The 21580-nt window shown below is 65.7% G+C and carries 18 protein-coding genes; 11 read left to right on the top strand and 7 right to left on the bottom strand.

Features of this window, described 5'->3' with window-relative positions; genetic code table 11:
• Positions 1-61: 61 nt before the first annotated feature.
• From JCM7686_RS16445 to JCM7686_RS16430, 4 genes are read left to right on the top strand one after another with little or no spacing between them, the layout of a single operon-like run.
• The gene (locus tag JCM7686_RS16445) at positions 62-1153 is read left to right on the top strand and encodes a BMP family ABC transporter substrate-binding protein (RefSeq protein ID WP_020951922.1); all 1092 of its coding nucleotides are present in this window, start codon (positions 62-64) and stop codon (positions 1151-1153) included.
• 4 nt (positions 1154-1157) lie between these two features.
• Positions 1158-2678 (top strand): ABC transporter ATP-binding protein, encoded by a 1521-nt coding sequence (locus tag JCM7686_RS16440; protein ID WP_020951921.1) that lies wholly within the window; start codon positions 1158-1160, stop codon positions 2676-2678.
• A complete protein-coding gene (locus JCM7686_RS16435; protein WP_236635850.1) occupies positions 2668-3756 on the top strand; it encodes an ABC transporter permease in 1089 nt (362 codons plus the stop codon). The genes JCM7686_RS16440 and JCM7686_RS16435 overlap by 11 nt, the downstream gene beginning before the upstream one ends.
• Positions 3753-4658, top strand: coding sequence for an ABC transporter permease (locus JCM7686_RS16430; RefSeq protein ID WP_020951919.1), 906 nt, complete (start codon positions 3753-3755; stop codon positions 4656-4658). The genes JCM7686_RS16435 and JCM7686_RS16430 overlap by 4 nt, the downstream gene beginning before the upstream one ends.
• Positions 4659-4675: 17 nt before the next feature.
• Here JCM7686_RS16430 and glpK read toward each other — a convergent pair whose 3' ends face one another.
• The 7 genes from glpK to JCM7686_RS16395 form a co-directional block, all read right to left on the bottom strand.
• Positions 4676-6157, bottom strand: a complete 1482-nt coding sequence (glpK, locus tag JCM7686_RS16425) for a glycerol kinase GlpK (RefSeq protein WP_020951918.1) — start codon at positions 6155-6157, stop codon at positions 4676-4678.
• 75 nt (positions 6158-6232) lie between these two features.
• Positions 6233-7765: a glycerol-3-phosphate dehydrogenase gene (gene glpD / locus JCM7686_RS16420; RefSeq protein ID WP_020951917.1), complete on the bottom strand. Its 1533-nt coding sequence runs from the start codon at positions 7763-7765 to the stop codon at positions 6233-6235.
• Between the two features lie 159 nt (positions 7766-7924).
• Positions 7925-8779, bottom strand: a complete 855-nt coding sequence (locus tag JCM7686_RS16415; RefSeq protein ID WP_020951916.1) for an energy transducer TonB family protein — start codon at positions 8777-8779, stop codon at positions 7925-7927.
• The gene (exbD, locus tag JCM7686_RS16410) at positions 8776-9246 is read right to left on the bottom strand and encodes a TonB system transport protein ExbD (protein WP_020951915.1); all 471 of its coding nucleotides are present in this window, start codon (positions 9244-9246) and stop codon (positions 8776-8778) included. Before exbD ends, JCM7686_RS16415 begins: the two co-directional genes overlap by 4 nt.
• A gap of 2 nt (positions 9247-9248) precedes the next feature.
• Positions 9249-10523 (bottom strand): tonB-system energizer ExbB, encoded by a 1275-nt coding sequence (exbB, locus tag JCM7686_RS16405; RefSeq protein ID WP_020951914.1) that lies wholly within the window; start codon positions 10521-10523, stop codon positions 9249-9251.
• A 171-nt stretch (positions 10524-10694) separates the two neighbouring features.
• Entirely contained in the window at positions 10695-11756 is a 1062-nt protein-coding gene (locus tag JCM7686_RS16400; RefSeq protein WP_020951913.1) for a siderophore-interacting protein, read from the bottom strand.
• 114 nt (positions 11757-11870) lie between these two features.
• A complete protein-coding gene (locus tag JCM7686_RS16395) occupies positions 11871-13940 on the bottom strand; it encodes a TonB-dependent receptor domain-containing protein (protein WP_020951912.1) in 2070 nt (689 codons plus the stop codon).
• A 165-nt stretch (positions 13941-14105) separates the two neighbouring features.
• Between JCM7686_RS16395 and JCM7686_RS16390 the strand changes: the two genes are divergently transcribed.
• The 7 genes from JCM7686_RS16390 (at position 14106) to dinB (ending at position 21543) form a co-directional block, all read left to right on the top strand.
• Positions 14106-15146, top strand: a complete 1041-nt coding sequence (locus JCM7686_RS16390; protein ID WP_020951911.1) for a hemin-degrading factor — start codon at positions 14106-14108, stop codon at positions 15144-15146.
• On the top strand, positions 15143-16027 hold the full coding sequence (locus JCM7686_RS16385; RefSeq protein ID WP_020951910.1) for a heme/hemin ABC transporter substrate-binding protein: 885 nt from the start codon (positions 15143-15145) through the stop codon (positions 16025-16027). Before JCM7686_RS16390 ends, JCM7686_RS16385 begins: the two co-directional genes overlap by 4 nt.
• A complete protein-coding gene (locus tag JCM7686_RS16380) occupies positions 16027-17097 on the top strand; it encodes a FecCD family ABC transporter permease (RefSeq protein ID WP_020951909.1) in 1071 nt (356 codons plus the stop codon). Before JCM7686_RS16385 ends, JCM7686_RS16380 begins: the two co-directional genes overlap by 1 nt.
• On the top strand, positions 17094-17867 hold the full coding sequence (locus tag JCM7686_RS16375; RefSeq protein WP_020951908.1) for a heme ABC transporter ATP-binding protein: 774 nt from the start codon (positions 17094-17096) through the stop codon (positions 17865-17867). The genes JCM7686_RS16380 and JCM7686_RS16375 overlap by 4 nt, the downstream gene beginning before the upstream one ends.
• Positions 17868-18000: 133 nt before the next feature.
• Complete coding sequence (locus JCM7686_RS16370; protein ID WP_148292638.1) at positions 18001-19695, top strand: ABC transporter ATP-binding protein; 1695 nt, start codon at positions 18001-18003, stop codon at positions 19693-19695.
• A 7-nt stretch (positions 19696-19702) separates the two neighbouring features.
• Positions 19703-20431, top strand: coding sequence for a CAF17-like 4Fe-4S cluster assembly/insertion protein YgfZ (gene ygfZ / locus JCM7686_RS16365; protein ID WP_041528033.1), 729 nt, complete (start codon positions 19703-19705; stop codon positions 20429-20431).
• Positions 20428-21543: a DNA polymerase IV gene (dinB, locus tag JCM7686_RS16360; RefSeq protein ID WP_020951905.1), complete on the top strand. Its 1116-nt coding sequence runs from the start codon at positions 20428-20430 to the stop codon at positions 21541-21543. The genes ygfZ and dinB overlap by 4 nt, the downstream gene beginning before the upstream one ends.
• Positions 21544-21580: the final 37 nt, after the last annotated feature.

Genomic DNA, 21580 nt, shown 5'->3' with positions numbered 1-21580 from the left:
GGAAACTGCGATAACAAAAACCACCCGACCTCCTCAGGCGGGTTCCACAGGAGATACCGACATGACGTTGAACCGCCGCGATTTTCTGGGCGCAGCTGCTGCGACCAGTGTGTTGGCCGGTCTTGGCCTCACCCGCGCCACTGCGGCCGAACCGCTTAACATCGCGCTGATCACGCCCTCGCCGATCGCCGATGTCGGCTGGTCGCGCTCGCTGGCCACCGGGCTGGAAGAGGTCAACAAAGAGCTGGGCGGCGCGCTGAAGCTGACCTTCATCGACAAGATCAACGAAGGCCCGGATGCGGACCGCATCATGGAAAAAGCGGTGGCCGACGGCAACAAGATCGTCATCGCGGGCTCGTTTGGCTATATGAACGGCGCGATGCAGCTGGCACGCCGCCACCCCGATGTCGCGGTGCTCCATGCCTCGGGCTTCAAGACGCTGCCGAATTTCTCGAATTTCACCGCGCGCAACTATGAGGGCACCTACCTCATGGGTATGGCCGCGGCCTCGGTGACCAAATCGAAGAAACTGGGCGTCGTCGGCGCGTTCCCGATCCCGGAACTGTTGGCTTCGAACAGCGCCTTTGCGCTGGGTGCGCAGGCGATTGATCCCACGATCGAGGTTTCGGTCGTCTGGGTGAACTCGTGGTTCGACCCGGCCAAGGAACAGGATTCGGCCAAGGCGCTGATCGCGCAGGGCTGCGACGTGGTCTTCTCGAATGCGCAGGACACGCCCTCGGTGGTGGCTCTGTGCGAGAAAGAGGGCGTCTATACGTTCAATCTGAACTCGACGATGAAGAAATATGCGCCGACGAAATATCTCGGCGTGGTGCTGACCGATTGGGCGCCCTATTTCAAACGCGAGATCGACGCCAAGATCGCGGGCACCTTCGAGGGCACGGCAAACTGGCTGGGCATCAAGGACGGCGTCATCAAATGCGTCGATTGGAGCGCGGATCTCTCGGCTGAGATCGTCGAGAAGATCAAGGCCGCCGAGGCCGCGATTGCCGACGGCAGCCACCCGCCCTTCGCCGGTCCGGTCATCAAGGATGACGGCACCGAGCTTGCCGCAGCCGGGACCAATATGACCGACGAGCAGCTCTGGCCGATGGACTGGCAGGTCAAAGGCATCGTGACCCCGCTGCCGAAGTAAGCCCATGACTGCGTTGCTTCGACTGGAAGGCGTCTCGAAATCTTACGGGACGGTTCAGGCCAACAAAAGCATCGACCTCACGGTCGATGAAGCCTCGATTCATGCCATTTTGGGCGAAAACGGCGCGGGTAAATCCACGCTGATGAAGCTGATCTATGGCGTCGAGGAGCCCGATCAGGGGCGTGTCGTCTGGCAGGGTCGCGAGACCCGCATCGACGCGCCCTCGACCGCGCGGCGTCTGGGCATCGGCATGGTGTTCCAGCATTTCTCGCTGTTCGAGACGCTGACGGTCGTGGAAAACATTGCGCTTGTCGTCCCCGGCAAGCGTGCCGAACTGGCGGTGAAGGTGCGCGATTTCGGCGCACGCTTCGGGCTCGAGGTCGATCCTTTCGCCTCGGTCCATTCGCTGTCGATGGGCGAGCGTCAGCGGGTGGAGATCATCCGCTGTCTGCTTTTGAACCCCAAGTTGCTGATCCTTGACGAGCCGACCTCGGTCCTGCCGCCGCAAAGCGTCGAGCGGCTGTTCGAGACCTTGCGGCTTTTGCGCGAGGAAGGGGTCTCGATCCTCTTCATCTCGCATAAGCTCGAGGAAATCCGCGCGATCTGCGATGCGGCGACAGTGCTGCGCGCCGGGCAGGTGGTCGAGCGCGTCGATCCCCGTCAGGCCAGCGCGGCTGATCTGGCGCGGATGATGATCGGGCGCGACATGCCCGCCGCCCAACCGGGCCTTGCCCATGATCTGGGCGAGGAGCGGCTGCGGCTCGAGCGCGTCAATCACACGCCGGACGATCCCTTTGGCGTGACGCTCGCGAATGTCTCGCTGAGCCTGCGCGGCGGCGAAATCCTCGGCATCGCCGGGATTTCCGGAAATGGCCAGAAAGAGCTCGTGCGGCTGATCTCGGGCGAGACGCGGCTGGGGCGCGCCGGGCGCGACAGCATCCGCCTGATGGGCCAGCCCGCCGGGCATCTGGGGGCTGCCGCACGCCGCGAGCTCGGTTTCGCCTTCGTCCCCGAAGAGCGTCTGGGCCGGGGTGCCGTCCCGGATATGACTTTGGCCGACAACACGCTTCTGACCGCCCATGCGCGCGGGATGGTGCGCGCCGGTCTGATCCAGCGCGGGCGGGAACGCGATTACACCCGCCGCTGCATCGAGGAATTCGATGTCCGCACCGCCGGGCCGGATGTCGAGGCCGCGAACCTTTCGGGCGGCAATCTTCAGAAGTTCATCATGGGCCGCGAGATCCATCTTGGGCCGAAGCTGCTTCTGTGCTCGCAGCCGACTTGGGGCGTCGATATCGGCGCCGCGACCGAGATCCGCCGCCGCCTTGTCGCCTTGCGCGATCAGGGCACGGCGATCCTGATCCTGTCGGATGAACTCTCCGAGCTTTTCGAGATCTGCGACCGTTTGCAGGTGCTGCACCACGGTGAATTGTCGCCCTCGCTGATGACGGCTGCGACCAATTCGGCCGAGATCGGCGAATATATGCTGGGCCGCGCGTCCAAAGAGAATGACCATGTGGCTTGACCTTATCCGCCGCGAGCGGCCCTCGACCGCCCTTATGCTTCTGGTGCCGCTGATCGCCGTGGCCTTCGCCGCCGCGGCCAGCGCCGCTTTGTTCACGATCACCGGCAAACCGGTCGGCGCGGCGCTTTACGCGCTCTTGATCGAGCCCTTCATGACGCGCTCGGCCTTTTCCGAAGTGCTGCTCAAGATGGGTCCGCTTTTGCTGATCGCGCAGGGGCTGGCGATCGGGTTTCGCGCGCAGATCTTCAACATCGGAGCCGAGGGTCAGTTCGTGCTCGGCGCGATCTTTGCCGCCGCGATTCCGGTCTATTTCCCGGATTCGACCTCGATCTGGCTCTGGCCTTTGATGATGGTCATGGGCGCGCTTGGCGGCGCGCTTTGGGCGGGGCTTGCCGCCTTCTGGCGGGTTCGGACCAATGCCAATGAGATCCTCGTCACTTTGATGCTGGGCTTTGTCGCGACGCAGCTTCTGAACTATCTGCTGCTCGGGCCGTGGAAAGACCCGATGGGCTTCAACTTCCCGCAAACGGTGATGTTCCAATACGAGGCGATGCTGCCGACGCTGATCCCCGGCACGCGGGTCAATGTCTCGTTCCTCTTTGCGATTGCCGCGACGCTGCTCGCTTGGGTCTATGTCAAGCGCAGCTTCTCGGGCTATCAGCTGATGGTCGGCGGGCTGGCGCCTGATGCGGCGAGCTATGCGGGCTTTCGCGAAAGCCGCGCGGTCTGGATCTCGCTGCTGATTGGCGGGCTGGCGGCGGGTCTGGCGGGGGCGGCGGAAGTTGCCGGGCCAGTCGGGCAGTTGCAGCGCTCGATCTCGACGGGCTACGGCTTTGCCGCGATCATCGTGGCCTATCTCGGCGGACTCAATCCGCTTGGCATGGTGTTTTCGTCCTTCCTGCTCGCGGTGATCTATATCGGCGGCGACAATGCGATGGTCTCGGCCGAGCTGCCGGTCGCTTCGGTGCGGCTTTTCCAGGGGCTGGTGTTGATTGCCTATCTCGCGGCACTGACCTGGATCCGCTACCGCGTGCAATGGCGCAAACGCGGCGCGACGCAAGACGGAGGCCGGGCATGAGCGCGATCGAATTCATTCTCTCGGGGATGCTGGCGGCGGCCACGCCCTTCCTGCTCGCCGCTTTGGGAGAGCTGGTGGCCGAGAAATCCGGGGTGATGAACCTTGGGCTTGAGGGCATCATGGCGCTTGGCGCGGTGATCGGCTTCATTTGCGTCTATCACGGCGGCCCGCATCTTCTGGCCTTTCTGGCCGCCGGCGTGATCGGGGTTCTGGCCGCGCTGATCCTTGCGGTTCTGGCGCTCGAGTTCCGTGCCGATCAGGTGGCCGCAGGGCTTGCCGTCGGGATTTTCGGGCAAGGTCTGGCCGCGCTGATCGGCAAACCCTATGAGAGCCTGACCACCACCGGTCTCTCGCAAATCGCCATTCCGGGGCTCGCGTCGCTGCCGATGGTCGGCGGGCTCTTCAAGCAGGATGCGGTGACCTGGCTCACGCTGATCGCGGCGCTGGTGATTGCGCTGGTCCTAAGCAAGTCGCGGCTGGGTCTGGTCATTCGCGCGGTCGGAGAAAACCCGCAAGCGGCGCGTGCCATCGGCTATCCGGTGATCCGCATCCGCTATGCGACCGTGGCCTTTGGCGGGCTGATGGCGGGCTTTGCCGGGGCCTATGCCGCGACGGTTTACACGCCGATGTGGGCGGATGGCATGATCGCGGGGCGCGGCTGGATCGCGCTGGCGCTGGTCGTCTTCGGCACTTGGGTGACGGGTCGGGTCTTTGCCGGTGCGCTTCTCTTTGGGGCTTTGTCGCTGGCCGAGCTGGCCGCGCAGGCCAAGGGCGTGCATCTGCCCTCGCAGCTGCTGGCGGCCATGCCCTATCTGGTGACGATCATCATTCTGGGCGTGATTTCCTCGAACAAGCTGCGGATGAAGCGCAATTCGGTCGCCTCGCTCGGGAAGCCCTTCTGAGCGCCTGAACCGGAGGCTTAGACCGACATGGTCGCCGCGACCGCGCGTTTCCAGCGCGCATAGCGGCGCTCGCGTTCGGCCTCCTCCATCGCCGGAGTGAAGCGGCGGTTGAGCTCCCAGCCTTTCGCATAATCGGCAGGGTCGGGCAAAAGCCCGGCCTTCCATCCGGCGAGATAGGCCGCGCCTTTGGCGGTCGTCTCGACATTCTTCGGGCGGTCGACCGGCGCGCCGAGCATATCGGCGAGAAACTGCATCGCCGGTTCATTCGCGCTCATGCCGCCATCGACGCGCAGCACGGTTTCCGTCGCGCCGGGCCAGCCCTTGCGCATCGCCTCCCAGAGATCGCGGGTCTGATAGCCGACGCTTTCCAAGGCCGCGCGGGCCAGTTCGGCAGGGCCGGTCGCGCGGGTCAGGCCAAAGATCGAGCCGCGCGCATCGGGGTCCCAATAGGGCGCGCCCAGCCCGGTGAAAGCGGGCACGAGGACGACATCCTGCCCTGCATCGGCGCGCGCGGCCAAGGCCTGCGTTTCGCCCGCTTTCGCGATCAGACCCAGCCCGTCGCGCAGCCATTGCACCACCGCCCCCGCGATAAAGATCGAGCCTTCAAGCGCATAGGTCGGCTTGCCGTCCAGCTGATAAGCAATCGTCGTGAGCAGGCGATCTTTCGAGCGGACGAGCTGCGGCCCGGTGTTCAAAAGCGCGAAACAGCCGGTGCCATAGGTCGATTTCATCATGCCCGGCTGGAAGCAGGCCTGACCCACGGTCGCCGCCTGCTGATCGCCCGCGACGCCCAGAATCGGGATCTCGGCCCCGAAGAGGTCGCTGCGGGTCAGCCCGTAAGCGGCGGCGCTGTCGCGGACCTCGGGCAGAAGCGCCATCGGCACGTTGAAGAGGCGGCACAGATCCTCGCTCCACGCACCCTTGCGGATGTCATAAAGCAGCGTGCGCGCGGCATTGGTCGCGTCGGTCGCATGGGTCTTGCCGCCGGTGAGGTTCCAGATGAGCCAGCTATCGACCGTGCCGAAAGCCAGCTCGCCCGCCTGCGCCGAGGCCCGCGCGCCCTCGACGTGATCGAGGATCCAGCCGATTTTCGTGGCCGAGAAATAGGGATCGAGCAGAAGCCCGGTGGCCTCGCTGACGGCTTCTTCATGGCCCTCGGCCTTGAGGCGCTGGCAGGTCTCGGCGGTGCGGCGGTCTTGCCAGACGATGGCGCGATGGATCGGGCGGCCGGTCTTGCGGTTCCAGATCACCGTGGTTTCGCGCTGGTTGGTGATGCCGATCGCGGAAATCTCGCGGCTGCTTTTGCCCGCCCGCTCGATCGCGGCGCGGGCGGTGGCGGCGGTGGTCGCCCAAAGATCCGCCGCGTCATGTTCGACCCAGCCCGAGGCGGGCATATGTTGGGGAAATTCCTGCTGCGCGCTCGCCAGCGGATGAAGGGCCGTGTCAAAGACAATGGCGCGGGACGAGGTCGTCCCCTGATCGAGCGCGAGTATCACCATCCGTCCCTCCATCCCGGTTGGGGGACTGTCGCCCTGCGGGCAAGCCGGTGTCAATCGCCGAGGGCGGCGCGCCGCCTAGACCGACGACGCGACGCGTTCGGCCATCCAGTCGCTGACCGCCTGCGCCTGATCCTCGGACAGATGCAAGCCAAGCTTCGAGCGCCGCCAGAGCGCATCCTCGCCGGTCAAGGCGAATTCGTGGTCGATCATCCAGCCGAGCTCGGCCTCCCTCAGACCCGCGCCGAAATCGCGTCCCTGTGGGCGGGCGGCGATGGTCTGGGCCTCGGTGCCATAGGCGCGCACGAGCCGCAAAGCAGTGGCCTCGTCATAGCCGTGCTTTTGGCGCAGGGTCGCGACCAGCGCGGGCACGCCATCGACCGGGAAGGCCCCGCCGGGCAGCGGCACGCCAGCGGTCCAGCCCGGGCCTGCCTCGGGGAAGAAGGGGGCGAGCTTTTCCAGCGCATGTTCGGCCAGACGGCGATAGGTGGTGATCTTGCCGCCAAAGACGTTCAGGCAGGGCGCGCCCTTGTCATCGACCGCGAGCACATAATCCCGCGTCGCCGCCGTCGCCGATTTCGCGCCGTCATCGTAAAGCGGGCGCACGCCGGAATAGGTCCAGACGATTTGGTCGCGCGTCACCGGTTTCTTGAAATACTGGCTGGCGAAATTGCACAGGTAGTCCTGTTCCTCGGGCGTGCAGACGGCATCCTGCGGCGCCTCGCGGTGGTCCTTGTCGGTGGTGCCGATCAGCGTGAACTCGCCCTGCTGATAGGGGATCGCAAAGATGATGCGGCCATCCGCGCCCTGGAAAAAATAGGCTTTGTCGTGGTCGTAAAGCTTCGGGACCACGATATGGCTGCCGCGCACCAGCCGGACATTCTGGCGCGTGTCGAGATGGATCACGTCATGGATCAGATGCCCGACCCAAGGCCCACCCGCGTTGACGAGCGCGCGGGCGTAATGGACCTGCCCATCGGCCATGGTGACGCGCCAGAGATCGCCCTCGCGCCGGGCCTCGGCCACTTGCGCGCGGGTCTCGATCAGCGCGCCGCGCTCGGCCGCGTCGCGGGCATTCAGCGCCACGAGCCGGGCGTCATCGACCCAGACATCGCTATATTCATAGGCGCGCTTGAGCCGGTCCTTCAGCGGCGCGCCCTCGGGCGAGCCGGGCAGCTTGAGCGCGGTCGTCCCGGGCAGGATCTTGCGCCCGCCGAGATGGTCGTAAAGGAAAAGCCCCGCGCGGATCAGGATCGCCGGGCGACGACCCTTTTCCCAGGGCATCAGCCGCGCCAAGGTGCGCGAGACCGGCGTGTCGCTGTCGAAACGCATCTCGGGATCGAGCGGCAGCACGAAGCGCATCGGCCGCGCGATATGGGGCATCGCACGCAGCAGGGTCTCGCGCTCTTGCAAAGCCTCGCGGACCAGCCGGATCTCGAGAAACTCGAGATAGCGCAGGCCGCCGTGGAAAAGCTTGGTCGATTTCGAAGAGGTCGCCTGTGCGAGATCGCCTTGCTCGGCAAGTCGCACGGTCAGGCCGCGGCCGACGGCGTCGCGGGCAATGCCGCAGCCGTTGATGCCGCCACCGATGATGAAAAGGTCCGTGGTCACGGTCTGGTCTTTCCGGGGGCTGTCTGTCCCGTTGTTGCAAAAGGATTAATCACAGCCCGCGGGGGGAAGTCAAAAACAACTGTCGCGTGTCGCCGCCCGGGCGCGGGTTTCGTTGCGTCAGGGGCGGCGGCGATGGCGCCCGCCACGGCCCAAGCTGGCTTAACGCGCGTGGATCTCGACCGGGAAGGTCACCTGCGTCGAGGCGCCAGAGGGCGGCGGGGGCAGAGAGGGCAGGCGCGCGGCCTGACGGCTGATGACCGAATCCATGCTGGAATCGCCGGTCGAGCTGAGCACGCGGGCATTGGTCACCTGACCGCTCGCCGAAACGGTGAAGCTGACATTGATGACCACCGTCGCCCCGCGCGAGCGGTTGATGCGGGCGCGCTGCATATGGCGCGCGACAGTGCCCTGCACCTTGCTTTGCCAGCTCGCGACCTGCTTTTGGCTGGCGCGCGCGCCGACCTGCGCCGAGGGCGCCGCCGTGCGGGTGCCCTGCTCTGCCTGAAGCCGGGTCGTCTTTTGCGATTCGATCTGCTGCTCGGGCTTTTTCTTGCGCTCTTTCGGCGGCTCTTTCTTCTTTTCCGGCTGCTTCTCGACGACCTTCTTCTCGGGCTCTTCCTTCTTCGGCTCGGGGCGCGGTTCGGGACGGTCGAGCACGACAGCCTCTTTGACCGGCACGAGCGTGCTCATGTCGGGCAAGGGCACCATTTCGGGCAGCGGCGGCGGGGTGAAATCGACGACCTCCGGTTCGGGCTCAGGCTCGGGCTCTGGTTCCGGCTCTGGGGTGGGATCGGGCTGATCGACCTGCTCGATCATCTCATCTTCGGCCAGCGGCGCTGCGGCTTCGGGCATGGCGGCCAGCTCGACATAGACCGGATCGGGTAGGCCCGCGACCTGCGAGGCCTCGGCCCGGTTCATCAGCCAGACCGCGCCGCCGATATGCGCGGCGAGCACCACCGCGCCGGCGCCGGCCCAAAGCGCGCTGTCGCGCATCCAGCCCTGAGCCGCGCTCATTGTGCGGCTCCTGCGGCGGGGGTCGCAACCTGATCCGCCGGGGTGGCTTCGAGCCCGATCAGCGCGATCTTGAGATAGCCCGCGCGGCGCAGCTCGTTCATCACTTCCATGACATCGCCGTAAGCCACGACCTTGTCGGCGCGCAGGAAGATGCGCTGCTCGCGGTCGCCCTTGGTCTGGGCGTCGAGCGCGGTTTGCAGCGCGTCTTTTGCCACCGGATCATTGCCAAGATTGACCGTCAGATCGGGTTGGATCGTCAGGTAAATCGGCTTGTCGGGGCGCTGAACCGGGGTAGCATTCGAGACCGGCAGGTCGATGTTCACATCCACCGTCGCCAGCGGCGCTGCCACCATGAAGATGATCAGCAGCACCAGCATCACGTCGATGAAGGGCGTGACGTTGATCTCGTGGTTCTCGGCGAGATCATCGCCCCCGCCGCCATGGGATTCGCGGATGCCACCAGCCATGCTCAGTTCTCCGTGCGGAAATCGAGGTCGCGGCTGACCAGACGCTGCACACCGGCCGAGGCATTGGCCAGACGCAGGCGGTAGCCGGTGATCGACCGGGCAAAGACGTTATAGATGACCACAGCCGGGATAGCGGCGACAAGGCCGATGGCGGTGGCGAGCAGCGCCTCGGCGATACCCGGGGCCACGACGGCGAGGTTGGTCGTCTGCGATTCCGAGATCGAGATGAAGCTGTTCATGATGCCCCAGACGGTGCCGAAGAGGCCGACGAAAGGCGCGGTCGAGCCGATGGTGGCCAAGAGGCCGGTGCCGCGACCGATGCGGCGGCTCGCGGTGGCCTCGATCTGCGACAGCATCGAGCCGACGCGGTCCTTGGTGCCCTCATCGCCCGCGCGGGCAAGGGCAGGGGCGGAGCGCTCGACCTCGGCCATGGCGGCGCGCACCATTTGCGAGGCGGGATCGTTGCGGCGCCCCGTGGCCAGAACGGCAGAGGGCAGGTCGGCGGCGCTTTCGATGCGGCGGCGCGCGCGGGCGGCATTGCCCGAGGCTTTCCACAGTTCGAGCACCTTCACCACCAGCACCGTCCAGGTCACGACCGAGGCAAAGGCCAGCCCGATCATCACGCCTTTGACGACGATATCGGCGGCCATGAACATGCCGACCGGCGAGAGGTCATGGGGCAGGTTCGGATCGCGCGGCGGCGGGTTCAGCAGCGGATCAAGCGCGCGCTGCACGGATTCGGGCAGCATCGATTCCGGATCGGGTTCGAAGGCGACGGGCGCCGCAACGACCGGCTCGGCCGGGGCTGCGGGGGTGGTTTCGGTCGCGCCAGCGGTGGGCGTGGCCTCCGTGGGCGTGCCTTCTGCGGTCGGGCTTTGCGCTGCCGGGGCATCGGTGCCGGTTTGCGGCTCTGCGGGCTGTGCATCCGGCGACGGCGTCGCGGCGGGTTCGTTTGCCTCGGGCGCGACAGCCGGAGCGGTGCCGGTCTGGGTCTCGGGCTGAGTTGCTGCGAGCTCGGTGGCCGGGATCTCGGACGCGGGCGTAACCGGGGCGGATACAACTGGTGCTGCGGCTTCCGGCGCGGTCTGGCCGGTGGTCGGCGCTGCGACCGGCGCTGTGGTCGGGGTGGTTGCGGGAGCGGCGGGTTGCGTCGTCTCCGTGCTGCCGGTCGCGGCCTCCTGCGCATGAGCCGCGCCCATCGGAGATGCCATCATCAGGCACGCGAGCGTCAGAGCCTGGACTTTCTTGCGTGCGGACGCCTTCGGCAGTTCGGACATGGTCTTCCTTCTTGTTCCTGGCAGTGCCGCGACCCGAAGCCCCGGTCAGATCCTGTTTTACGGCAGAAGCGGACTCTGCCGGGAAGGGTGTTTTGGCTCTCTATCTGCTAGCAATGTAAAATTGTCAACTATTCTGAGACCCGAAACCCAGCGCCGAATCCGGCTCTGATTTCAGGCCTCAAGCGCGGCGCTGGTCCGGGAGGCGGCGGCCATGGCGGGCGCGCTCCAATAGGCGGAAAGATGGGTGCGCTTCGCATCGACTCCCAGCTCGTCCAGCACGACCGTGCGCAAGGCAGAGATCACGGCGCGCTCTGCCGCCATCCAGAAGAAGCGGTCGGGCGCGGGGGTAAGCCTGCGCAGTGCCTCGGCCAAAGCGGCGGGGTCGCCGGGCAGATGGGTGATCTCGAATCCCTCGGGCCGGGGCAGGGGATAGTCGTGGCTTGCGCCGATCAACCAGACATGGCCGGTCGCCTGCCCCGCGCGGGCCTCGAGAATGCGGGCAATCGCCGGATAGGCGGTTTCATCCCCGGCGAGGACCAGTTCGGGCGCGTCCGGCACGCCGCCCCCGGCAGGCCCTGCGAGGCCAACCGTCTCGCCGGGACGCGCCTGAGCGGCCCAATCGCTGATCCGGCCGCCGTCATGGCGGAAGATATCAGTCTCGATCCAGCCCTCGGCCGGGTCAATCGCGCGGGTGGTATAGGGCGGGCGGTGCAGCGCCTTCGCGCCGCTTGGCCAGACGGTCTGGCCATTCGCGCCGATCCGGGGCCAGTCCGGCGCGGCCTCGCCTTTGGGCGGCAAAAGCAGGCGGAAATGCAGCGAATCGCTTTGCGCCAGCCGGTCGAGCCCGGTGCTGCGCAGGCGCAGGCGCCAGAAATGCGCACCAATCGGGCGCAGGCTTTCGACGGTCGCGAGCGAAACATTGGGCGGCAGCGCCCCGGCATCATCGGGGGAGATCCAGCGCAAGGGCGCATCGGTCAGCGCCGCGAGGCGGGCCTGAAGCGCGGGCAGATCGCCGGGCTGATGGGCGCGAGCAAAGAAGAGCGTGCCCTCGCCGCGCTTTTTCGCGCCGAATTCGCCCTCGGGCAATTCGCACCAGATCGAGCGGCCATGTCCCTCGTGCAGATCGAGCGCATGGGCGGCGGCCTCGGCGCGCAAGGCGGTCTCGATGGGGCCGAAGGGCCGGTCGCGGGCCTCGGTTTCGGATTGGAATTCGGGAAGGGGTGTCGTTCGCATCAGAGCGCTCTCCTTGCCTGACAATAGAGTGGTCGCGGGATCACAGAAAGCGGGAAGCGCAGAAAACCCGGGCCGCCCGAGGGAAGGGGGGCGGCCCGGTCTCGCAGGTCTTCGTCAGAAGGCGCGCGAAACAGAAAGCTTGAAGTTGCGGCCCGGCGCGGGGCCGGTCACCCAAGTCGCCGGGGTGTAGTCGCGGTTGGCGAAGTTATCGATGCCCATATGGACCTCGACGCCCTTGGCCGCGCCCGATTGCGGGGTCCAGGTGGCATAGATGTCATGGACGCCATAGCCCGGACGATGGGTGCCATTGGGCTTGTCGCGGCCCGCAGCCAAGGTCGAGCGCAGCCCGATCTTCCAGCTGTCGCTGGCGCGCCAATTGGCCGACAGCGTTACGCGGTCGTTCGGCAGCGTGTTCAGGATCTTGCCGTCCTGATTCTCGCCATCGACGATGGAAACCGCCGCGCCGAATTCCCACTGGTTTTGCAGGTAATTGGCCTCGAGCTCGCCGCCGCGCAGATAGGCGCGGTCGATATTGGTGAAATAGGCATTCGGCCCATCGCCAGAGCGCGCGATCATGTTGGTGATGTGGTTGCGGAAATAAGTGACCTTGGCCACGATCTCATCGCCCTCGGCCAGAAGGGAATTCGCACGATAAGACAGGCCGAATTCGACGTTCTTGCCCTTCTCATCCTTGAGATTGGGATTCGGCGCCGTCACCATCGAGCCGTCGTAAAGCTCGTCCACATTCGGGATGCGCCCGACATAGGAGACCGAGCCGAAGGCCGACCATTGATCGTTCAGGCGATAAAGCGCGGCGATCTGCGGCTCGATCGCCTCGAAACGGTGCTTGTCCGAGGTGAAGGTGACGGTGCTTTTCGGCTCGGTGCGCTGGACCTCGTAGCGCAGGCCGGTGTTCACGCTGAGATCGCCCCAGGTGACCTGCGACAGAGCATAGGCCGCCCAAGCGCGGGTCCAGGCCTCGGGATGGGAGGCCGAAACCGTGCTCGAGCTGCGGTCCTGTTTCCAGGCCTCGACCCCGGCGCTGAGAATATGCTCGTAGCTGTCGCCCGAGAGATCGGCGGTGTTGTTTACCCGCAGCTTGACCAAAGCATAATCGCGCTTGCCGAGCAGGCTGCGCATGATCGGCTCGCGCGGGTTGGTGCCCTGCTCGATGTTCTTGATCGTATTGGTATAAGACAGCGTCGCGGTCAGGTCGATGTAGCGGTTGTCGGCCGGATTCCAGCCCCAGACCAGTTTCGCGGTCTGGTCGCGTGTGGTGATGTCGCCGACGCCCCAGCCCGGAAAGCCCGGGTAGAACACGCCAACCTGCGCGCCTTCGAGCTGGTTGAAGTCCTGATTGCGGCCCTTGGCCTCAAGATGCTGATAGGACAGGGCAACATAATGATCGCCAAAGGTTTTCTTGGCCTTCAGCAAGAGGTTCGGCGCCTTGGAATTCGAGCGCACCGTGACATTGCCATCGGCGTCCTTGGTGTCGCCCAGTTTGCGATAGGCGAAGGCCGCGACGGCTTCGAAATCCTCGGTCGGGCGCCAGCCATAGGCCACCGAGCCGAGATAGGAGCGCGGGTTCGAGGCATAGCCAAGCTTGGCCTTGCCGCCCGAGGTCGCGCCCTCGGGGATCAGGTCCCCGGCCTCGATGGTTTCCATGGCGATAATGCCGCCGACCGCGCCCGAACCGTAGAGCGTGGACGAGCCCGGACCGCGCAGGACGGTGACCTGCCGCAGGAAATCCGGCTCGACGAAGAGCGAGCCCTGACGGTAGGATTCGTAATATTTCTTTTCGCCGTCAATCAGTTGAACGATCCCGGCCTCGGAGGCCGCCATCGAGCTAGAGCCAAAGCCGCGGATGTTGAAGCCCTGACCGAAGAAGCTGCCCGAGCCGACGCCCGCGACGCCCGGCACCTGCGCAAGCACCTCGCCGATATGGACCGGGGCGATCTCATCCATCTGCTCCAGCCCGACGACAGAGACCGATTGCGGCACCTCCGAGGCGACTTTCGGCGTGCCCGCCCGGATGACGACCGGGTCGAGCGTATAGGAGGTGCGCGTCTTCTCGCTCTCTTGGGCGGTCACGGTTTGGGCGGTCAGATCTTGTGCATGGGCTGGCGCAAACGCCAGCGCGGCGGCGCTGGCCAAAAGGGCCGCGCGAAGCGTCGTGTGATTCATGGTCCCTACTCAGCAGAAAGGTGCGGGTTGGCTGGATTTTTTGGTTTCGGCTGGCGGGATGTGCTGGCGCTCTTGCGGGGTTAACGAATCCTTAGTAAAACTGTCAAGCACCCAGCCAAGATCAAGATCCCGCCAGTGCCAACTTCACGCCAACGAGGGAATACCATGACGCGATATACTGCGGCCGAGCTGCGCAACATCAAGGCAGAGGACACCGGCCGTCCGTTCGATCTGGCCGACAAGCTCGGCGTGCCCGAGGCGGCGCTGGTTGCGGCGGAAACGGGTCACGGGACGATTCGCGTCGAAGCCCATCCGGGCCGCCTGATCCCCGCCGTTCAGGCTTTGGGCGAAGTCATGGCCCTGACGCGCAACAAATCCTGCGTCATCGAAAAGGTTGGCGTCTACAACAACTTCCACGATGGCGACCATGCCGCGATGACGCTCGACCCGGAGATCGACCTGCGCTTTTTTCCGGGCCAGTTTGTCCACGCCTTTGCCGTCGAAACCCCGAGCGAAAAGGGCACCCGCCGCTCGGTGCAGGTGTTCAACGCCGCTGGTGACGCGGTTCATAAGATCCATCTGCGCGAGACTTCAGATCTGGCGGCTTGGGAAGCATTGAAGCAAGATCTCGCGCTGGCTGATCAGTCCGACGAGATCACCTTCGAGCCGCGTGCGCCGGTCGAGGGCGCGAAAGCCTCGCTCGATCGCGCCGATGCTTTGCGCGAGGAATGGCGCGCGATGACCGACACGCATCAGTTCAACACCGTGATCCGGCGGCTGAAGATGAATCGTCTGGGCTCTTACCGCATCGCGGGCGCGCCCTTCGCGCAGCCGCTGACCGTCGAGGCGGGCAAGCAGCTGTTCGACCGGGTTCAGGAAAGCGGCGCGCAGGTCATGCTCTTTGTCGGCAGCACCGGCTGTATCGAGATCCATTCGGGCAAATTCGAAACGTTGCGGCCGATGGGCCCCTGGATCAACGTCATGGATCCACGCTTCAACCTGCATCTGCGCGGCGATCATATCGCCGAGGTCTGGCATATCGAAAAGCCGACCAAGCGCGGTCCGGCGATCTCGGTCGAGGCCTTTGACGCCGAGGGCGGGCTGATCTTCCAATGCTTCGGCATGCGTGAGGAAAAAGGCGGCGATCCCGAGGCCTGGGCGGCGCTGGTCAATGACCTGCCGCGTCTCGCCGAGGCTGCGGAATGATCCGCGCGGCGCTTGCGGCCTTTCTGATCGCAGCGCCGGTCGCACCCGCTTTCGCCGAGGGCCATCCCGAGGCGAAGAAGGTGCTGTCGATCGGCGGTTCGATCACGGAAATCATCTATGCTCTGGGCGAAGAGGGGCGGTTGGTCGCGCGCGACACCACCTCAAGCTTCCCGCCCGAGGCCGAGAAACTGCCCGATGTCGGCTATGTCCGGGCGCTTTCGCCCGAGGGCGTGCTCTCGGTCGGGCCGGATCTGATCATCGCCGATCAGGGCGCAGGCCCGCCCGAGGCGGTTTCGGTCATCAAAGGCGCGGGCATCCCTTATGTCGAGGTGCCCGATACGCTGACGGCCGAGGGCATTGCGCTGAAGGTCACCACGGTCGCCGATGCGCTTGGCGTGCCAGAGAAAGGCGCGGCGCTGTCGGGCAAGATCACCGAGGATCTGGCGGCAGTCGCCGCCGATTTCAGCAAGATCGAGAAACCGAAAAAGGTGCTTTTCATCCTCTCCCTGCAGGGCGGTCGGATCATGGCGGGGGGCGAAGGTTCGTCAGCCGATGCGATCATCCGGCTTGCAGGCGGGGAAAATGCGCTGACCGGGATCTCGGGCTATAAGCCGATCACCGATGAGGCGATCACTCAGGCCCAGCCCGATGTCGTCTTGATGATGAACCGGGGCGAGCCGAAGGCCGATGCCGCCGCCAATGGCAGCGCCGATCATGAGATTGCCAAGGCGGCCACGCTTGACCTGCCCGCGATCCAGACCACGCCCGCAGGCAAGAACAATGCGGTGATCTATATGGACGGGCTCAAGCTTCTGGGCTTTGGCCCGCGCACGGCAGGGGCTGCGCGCGAACTTCACGACGCGCTCTACAAGGCCCCGTGATGGTTGCGATCACCTCTGACATGACCCGGCTCGAGGGCGATCGCAGCCACCGGGCGCGGTGGTTGTGTCTGCTGCTCGTGCTGGTCCTGATCTCTGCCGGGGTCTTTTCACTTGGATGGGGCGCCTCGGGCACCTCGCTTGCCCGCGTGCTGGCCGATCTGATCGCCGGTCGCGAGATCGCGGCGCAGGACCGCATCATCATTCTCGACATCCGCCTGCCGCGGCTGATCATGGGGGTGCTGGTCGGCGCCTCGCTCGCGGTTTCGGGCGCGGTCATGCAGGGGCTGTTTCGCAACCCGCTGGCCGATCCGGGGCTGGTGGGCGTGAGCGCCGGGGCCTCGCTTGGCGCGATCTCGGCGATTGTTCTGGCGAGCGCCTTGCCGGTCTCGGTCGCGGCGTTTTTCGGCTGGTATCTGGTCCCGGTCGCGGCCTTCACCGGCGGCTGGGTCAGCATGATGGTGCTCTACCGCATCGCGACGCGGTCGGGGCGGACCTCGATTGCGACCATGCTGCTCGCAGGAATCGTGCTGGGCGCGCTGACCGGCGCGATTTCGGGCGTGCTCGTCTATATCGCCGATGACCGGCAATTGCGCGACTTGACCTTCTGGGGCTTGGGCTCGCTGGCCGGGTCGAACTGGGTCAAGGTCATGGCCGCCGCGCCGGTCATCTGCGCCGCTTTGGCTTTTGCACCGATGCTGGCGCGCGGGCTGAACGGGCTGGCGCTTGGCGAGGCGGCTGCGGGCCATACCGGCATCCGCGTCCAGCGCGTCAAGAACCTTGCCATCATCACCGTCTCGGCGGCGACCGGGGCGGCGGTTGCGGCCTCGGGCGGCATCGGCTTTGTCGGCATTGTCGTGCCGCATCTCTTGCGGCTCGCGACCGGGCCGGATCACCGCTGGCTTTTGATCAACGCCGGGCTTTTGGGCGCGACCATGCTGATCCTCGCCGATGTCATCAGCCGCACCATCATCGCACCGGCCGAGCTGCCGATCGGGATCATCACCGCGATCCTCGGCGGGCCGGTCTTCCTGTGGATCTTGCTGCGCAACCGCGGAGTGATCGACCTATGAGCCTGATTGCCGAAAACATCCGCCTCTCGCTTGGCCGCAAGGAGATCCTGCGCGGCATCGATTTCACCGCCGCGCCGGGCCAGTTCACCGCGATCGTCGGGCCGAATGGCTCGGGCAAGACCACGCTTCTGCGCGCCTTGACCGGAGAGTTGGCCGCGACCGGGCGGATCACGCTCAACGGGCAGGACATCCGCGCGGCGGGGCCAGAGCGGCTTGCGCGGATGCGGGGCGTGCTGCCGCAAGCGACGGCTTTGTCCTTCCCCTTCACCGTCTCGGAGGTGGTGCGGTTGGGCCTGCAAGCCTCGGGCGAGCGCGGTGATGCGCTGATCCTTGCCGCGCTCGAGCGGGTCGATCTCGGCGGTTTTGCCGGGCGCTTCTATCAGCAGCTTTCGGGGGGCGAGCAGCAGCGCGTCCAGCTCGCGCGCGTGCTGGTGCAGGTCTGGCAGCCCTTGGCCGAGGACGGGCCGCGCTGGCTTTTCCTCGACGAGCCGGTGAGCAGTCTCGACATTGCCCATCAGCTGACGGTGATGCGGCTGGCCGCCGATTATGCAAGCGGGGGCGGCGGGGTGATCGCGGTCATGCATGACCTGAACCTGACCGCGATGTTTGCCGACCGCGTCGCCTTGCTGAAAGCGGGGCAGATGCTTGCGCAGGGTCGCCCCGACGAGGTGCTGGCCGATCAGACCCTGTCGGATGCCTATGGTTGTCATCTGCGGGTCAATGCGGTGCCGCAAAGCGGGATCTGGATCCTGCCCCACGCCGCCGCCTGAACCCGGAAACCTCGCCGCGCAGGGCCTGCTTGCCCCGCGCGGCTGTGGCAAGTATCCCTGTGCCCAGTTCAATCACCCGCAAGGAACACGGATGCAAGGCACGGCACAGCGCAGATTCGGCCTGTTTGGACGAATGTGGCGGGACTATTTGCAGCCCTACTGGTTCCGGATCGGGCTGGCGCTGTTCTTCCTGATCCTTGAAGGCTCGACCCTTGGCGCGCTGAGCTGGTTGCTCAAGCCTTTGTTCGACAAGGTCTTCGTCGGCGGTCAAAGCGGCACGATCTGGTGGGTCGGCGGCGCGATCTTCTCGCTCTTCCTGATCCGCGCCGTGACTTATGTCATCAACCGCAGCCTGATGACCTCGGTCTCGCTCTCGGTCTCGACCCAGATGCAGAAAGACATGATGGATCACATCATGACGCTGGACGGGAGCTTCTTTCAGCAAAACCCGCCCGGTGCGCTGATCGAGCGGGTGCAGGGCGACAGCCAAGCCGTACAGGGCGTCTGGTCCACCTTCATCTCGGGGATGGGGCGTGACATTGTCTCGCTGGCCTCGCTCTTTGCGGTGGCGATCGCGATTGATCCGATCTGGACGCTGACCGCGCTGATCGGCGCGCCGATCCTCGTGCTGCCGATGGTGCTGGTCCAGCGCTACATCCGCCGCAAGATGCGCCAGAACCGCGAGATCTCGAGCCAGCGCGCCACGCGCATCGACGAGGTCCTGCACGGGATCAATGCGGTCAAGCTGAACCGGATGGAGGCCTATCAATCCTCGCGCTTCGGCGAAATCGTCGATTCGATCCGGCAGGGCCAGATCAAGATGTCGGCGATTGGTGCGCTGATCCCGGCGCTGGTCGATGTCGTGACCGGCATCGGCTTTATCGGCGTTCTGGCGCTCGGCGGACGCGAGGTCACCGAGGGCACGCGCACCGTCGGCGATTTCATGTCCTTCTTCACCGCGCTCGCCTTGGCCTTCCAGCCGCTGCGGCGTCTGGGCAGCCTTGCGGGGACCTGGCAGACCGCCGCGGCCTCGCTGGAGCGGATCTATGCGGTGCTCGACATGCGCCCGAAAATCGTCTCGGGGCCCCGCAAGATCGCGCCCGCATCGACCCGGATCGAGCTGCGCGACGTGACGCTCGATTATGACCTGCATCCGGTGCTCAAGGGCCTGAGCTTCACCGCCGAGGCCGGTCAGACCACCGCGCTGGTCGGGCCTTCGGGGGCGGGGAAATCGACGGTCTTCAACCTGCTGACGCGCATGGTTGACCCAAGCTCAGGGCAGGTGCTGCTCGATGGGGTGCCGGTTCAGGATTACGATCTGGCGGTGCTGCGCGACCAGTTTTCCACTGTCAGCCAGGATGCCGCGCTTTTTGACGAGACCCTGCGCGAGAATATCCTGCTCGGTCAGATCGCTGAAGAGGCCGCGCTGAGCCGCGCCGTCACCGCCGCCCATGTCGCCGATTTCGCCGATCATCTGCCGATGCGGCTGGATACGCCGGCCGGTCCGCGCGGCTCGGCCCTGTCGGGCGGCCAGCGTCAGCGCGTGGCGATTGCCCGCGCGATCCTGCGCGATGCGCCGATCCTTTTGCTCGACGAGGCGACCTCGGCGCTGGATGCGGCCTCGGAGCGGTTGGTGCAGGAGGCACTCGATACGCTCTCGGTCGGGCGCACCACTTTGGTCATCGCGCACCGCCTCTCGACCATCCGCCAAGCCGACAAGATCGTGGTGATCGAGGCGGGCAGGGTTGTCGAAGAGGGCACTCATGACCAGTTGATGGAAAAGGGCGGCGCCTATGCGGCGCTTGTCCGGCTGCAATTCGGGAAGTGAGGCGGATATGAGACGGATCATCGCGGTCACCGGGGAGGACCGGGTCGAGTTCTTGCAGGGGCTGGTCACCAATGACGTGACGCAGGCTCCGGTCTGGGCGGCGCTGCTGACGCCGCAGGGCAAATATCTGGCGGATTTCCTGATCGTGCCGCAGGGCGAGGCTTTGTTGATCGATGTCGACGCAAGGCTCGCCGATGACCTGATCCGCCGCCTGTCGATGTATAAGCTGCGCTCGAAGGTCGAGCTGGCGCCGACCGAGATCACGGTCACGCGCGGCACCGGCCCCACGCCTGCGGGCGCGATTGCCGATCCGCGCGATCCGGCGCTTGGCTGGCGGCTTTATGGCGGCTCGGACGAGGTCGCCGCAGAGACAGACAGCGATTTCGACGCGATCCGGGTGGCCCATGTCATCCCCGAAAGCCTGATCGAGCTGATCCCGAACGAGACCTTCATTCTGGAAGCGGGCTTCGACCGGCTGCATGGCGTGGATTTCCGCAAGGGCTGCTATGTCGGCCAAGAGGTCACCGCGCGGATGAAGCACAAGACCGAGCTGAAGAAGGGGCTGGTGAGCGTCGGGATCGAGGGCGAAGCCCCGCCGGGCACGCCGATCCTCATGGCCGACGGGCGCGAAGCGGGCACGCTTTTCACCCAATCGGGCAACCGCGCCCTCGCGCATCTGCGCTTTGACCGCATGAAGGAGGGGCTGACCGCCGCCGGGGCCAAAATCTTGCCGTGAGCGCGTCGGAGGCGGCGGAAGGCGAGGCGGGCGAACGGGTTCGCCGCATCGTCCATGTCGATATGGATGCCTTTTATGCCTCGGTCGAGCAGCGTGATAATCCGTCCTTTCGCGGCAAACCCGTCGCGGTCGGCGGCATCAAGCGCGGCGTCGTTGCGGCGGCGAGCTACGAGGCGCGCCGCTTTGGCGTGCGCTCGGCGATCCCGTCGAGCCGCGCGCTGAGGCTCTGCCCCGAGCTGATTTTCGTCCCGCCGCGCTTTGACGTCTACCGCGCCATCAGCCAGCAGATCCGCGAGATCTTTGCGCTTTATACGCCGCTGATCGAGCCCTTGTCGCTCGACGAGGCCTATCTCGATCTGACCGATCACCTTGAGGGGCGCACCGCTACGCGCATCGCCCAAGAGATCCGCCGCCGCATCTTCGAGACGACCGGGCTGACCGCCTCGGCCGGGGTGAGCTACAACAAGTTTCTCGCGAAAATGGCCTCGGATCAGCGCAAGCCGAACGGGTTGTTCGTGATCCCGCCCGAAGCCGGGCGCGATTTCGTCGCGGGCCTGCCGATCGGCAAGTTTCACGGAATCGGCCCCGCGACCGCCGCGCGGATGGAGGAACACGGCATCCGCACCGGCGCCGATCTGCGTCGCCAATCGCTGGAGTTTTTGACCGCACGCTTCGGCAAATCGGGTTGTTATTACTGGAATGTTTCACGTGGCATCGACCACCGCGAGGTCAAGCCCGACCGCATCCGCAAATCCATTGGCGCCGAGACCACCTTCTTCAGCGATCTGCGCGATTTGGCGCAAGCCAGCGCCGAGTTGCAGCCCCTTGCCGAGAAGGTCTGGCGCCATGCGCAGAAGGCCGAGGATCGCGGTCGGACGGTGACGCTGAAGGTGAAATACGGCGATTTCCGCCAGATCACGCGGGCGCGCTCTCTGCCGCGCCCGGTTCACGACGCGGCGGAAATGCTGGAGATCGCGCAGGAGCTTCTGGCGCCGGTCTTTGCCGATCCGCATGGCGTGCGGCTGTTGGGGGTAACGCTTTCGGGGTTGGAAGGCGCGGCCCTCAGGGAGGAGGAAGGGCCGCGCCAACTGGGCCTTTTCGATCGGGACTAGGCCAAGATTTGGGCCAAGACTGGGCCAAGACCAGGCC

This window comes from Paracoccus aminophilus JCM 7686 (assembly GCF_000444995.1).
Taxonomy (GTDB): Bacteria; Pseudomonadota; Alphaproteobacteria; order Rhodobacterales; family Rhodobacteraceae; genus Paracoccus; species Paracoccus aminophilus.
This window is presented reverse-complemented; position numbering and strand designations above follow the sequence as displayed.

What these genes read in the sequence shown, in the direction of transcription:
- JCM7686_RS16445 (WP_020951922.1), top strand. Translation starts at nt 62, where the DNA reads ATGACGTTGAACCGCCGCGATTTTCTGGGCGCAGCTGCTGCGACCAGT.
- JCM7686_RS16440 (WP_020951921.1), top strand. Translation starts at nt 1,158, where the DNA reads ATGACTGCGTTGCTTCGACTGGAAGGCGTCTCGAAATCTTACGGGACG.
- JCM7686_RS16435 (WP_236635850.1), top strand. Translation starts at nt 2,668, where the DNA reads ATGTGGCTTGACCTTATCCGCCGCGAGCGGCCCTCGACCGCCCTTATG.
- JCM7686_RS16430 (WP_020951919.1), top strand. Translation starts at nt 3,753, where the DNA reads ATGAGCGCGATCGAATTCATTCTCTCGGGGATGCTGGCGGCGGCCACG.
- glpK (WP_020951918.1), bottom strand. Translation starts at nt 6,157, where the DNA reads ATGGTGATACTCGCGCTCGATCAGGGGACGACCTCGTCCCGCGCCATT.
- JCM7686_RS16415 (WP_020951916.1), bottom strand. Translation starts at nt 8,779, where the DNA reads ATGAGCGCGGCTCAGGGCTGGATGCGCGACAGCGCGCTTTGGGCCGGC.
- exbD (WP_020951915.1), bottom strand. Translation starts at nt 9,246, where the DNA reads ATGGCTGGTGGCATCCGCGAATCCCATGGCGGCGGGGGCGATGATCTC.
- exbB (WP_020951914.1), bottom strand. Translation starts at nt 10,523, where the DNA reads ATGTCCGAACTGCCGAAGGCGTCCGCACGCAAGAAAGTCCAGGCTCTG.
- JCM7686_RS16400 (WP_020951913.1), bottom strand. Translation starts at nt 11,756, where the DNA reads ATGCGAACGACACCCCTTCCCGAATTCCAATCCGAAACCGAGGCCCGC.
- JCM7686_RS16395 (WP_020951912.1), bottom strand. Translation starts at nt 13,940, where the DNA reads ATGAATCACACGACGCTTCGCGCGGCCCTTTTGGCCAGCGCCGCCGCG.
- JCM7686_RS16390 (WP_020951911.1), top strand. Translation starts at nt 14,106, where the DNA reads ATGACGCGATATACTGCGGCCGAGCTGCGCAACATCAAGGCAGAGGAC.
- JCM7686_RS16385 (WP_020951910.1), top strand. Translation starts at nt 15,143, where the DNA reads ATGATCCGCGCGGCGCTTGCGGCCTTTCTGATCGCAGCGCCGGTCGCA.
- JCM7686_RS16380 (WP_020951909.1), top strand. Translation starts at nt 16,027, where the DNA reads ATGGTTGCGATCACCTCTGACATGACCCGGCTCGAGGGCGATCGCAGC.
- JCM7686_RS16375 (WP_020951908.1), top strand. Translation starts at nt 17,094, where the DNA reads ATGAGCCTGATTGCCGAAAACATCCGCCTCTCGCTTGGCCGCAAGGAG.
- JCM7686_RS16370 (WP_148292638.1), top strand. Translation starts at nt 18,001, where the DNA reads ATGTGGCGGGACTATTTGCAGCCCTACTGGTTCCGGATCGGGCTGGCG.
- ygfZ (WP_041528033.1), top strand. Translation starts at nt 19,703, where the DNA reads ATGAGACGGATCATCGCGGTCACCGGGGAGGACCGGGTCGAGTTCTTG.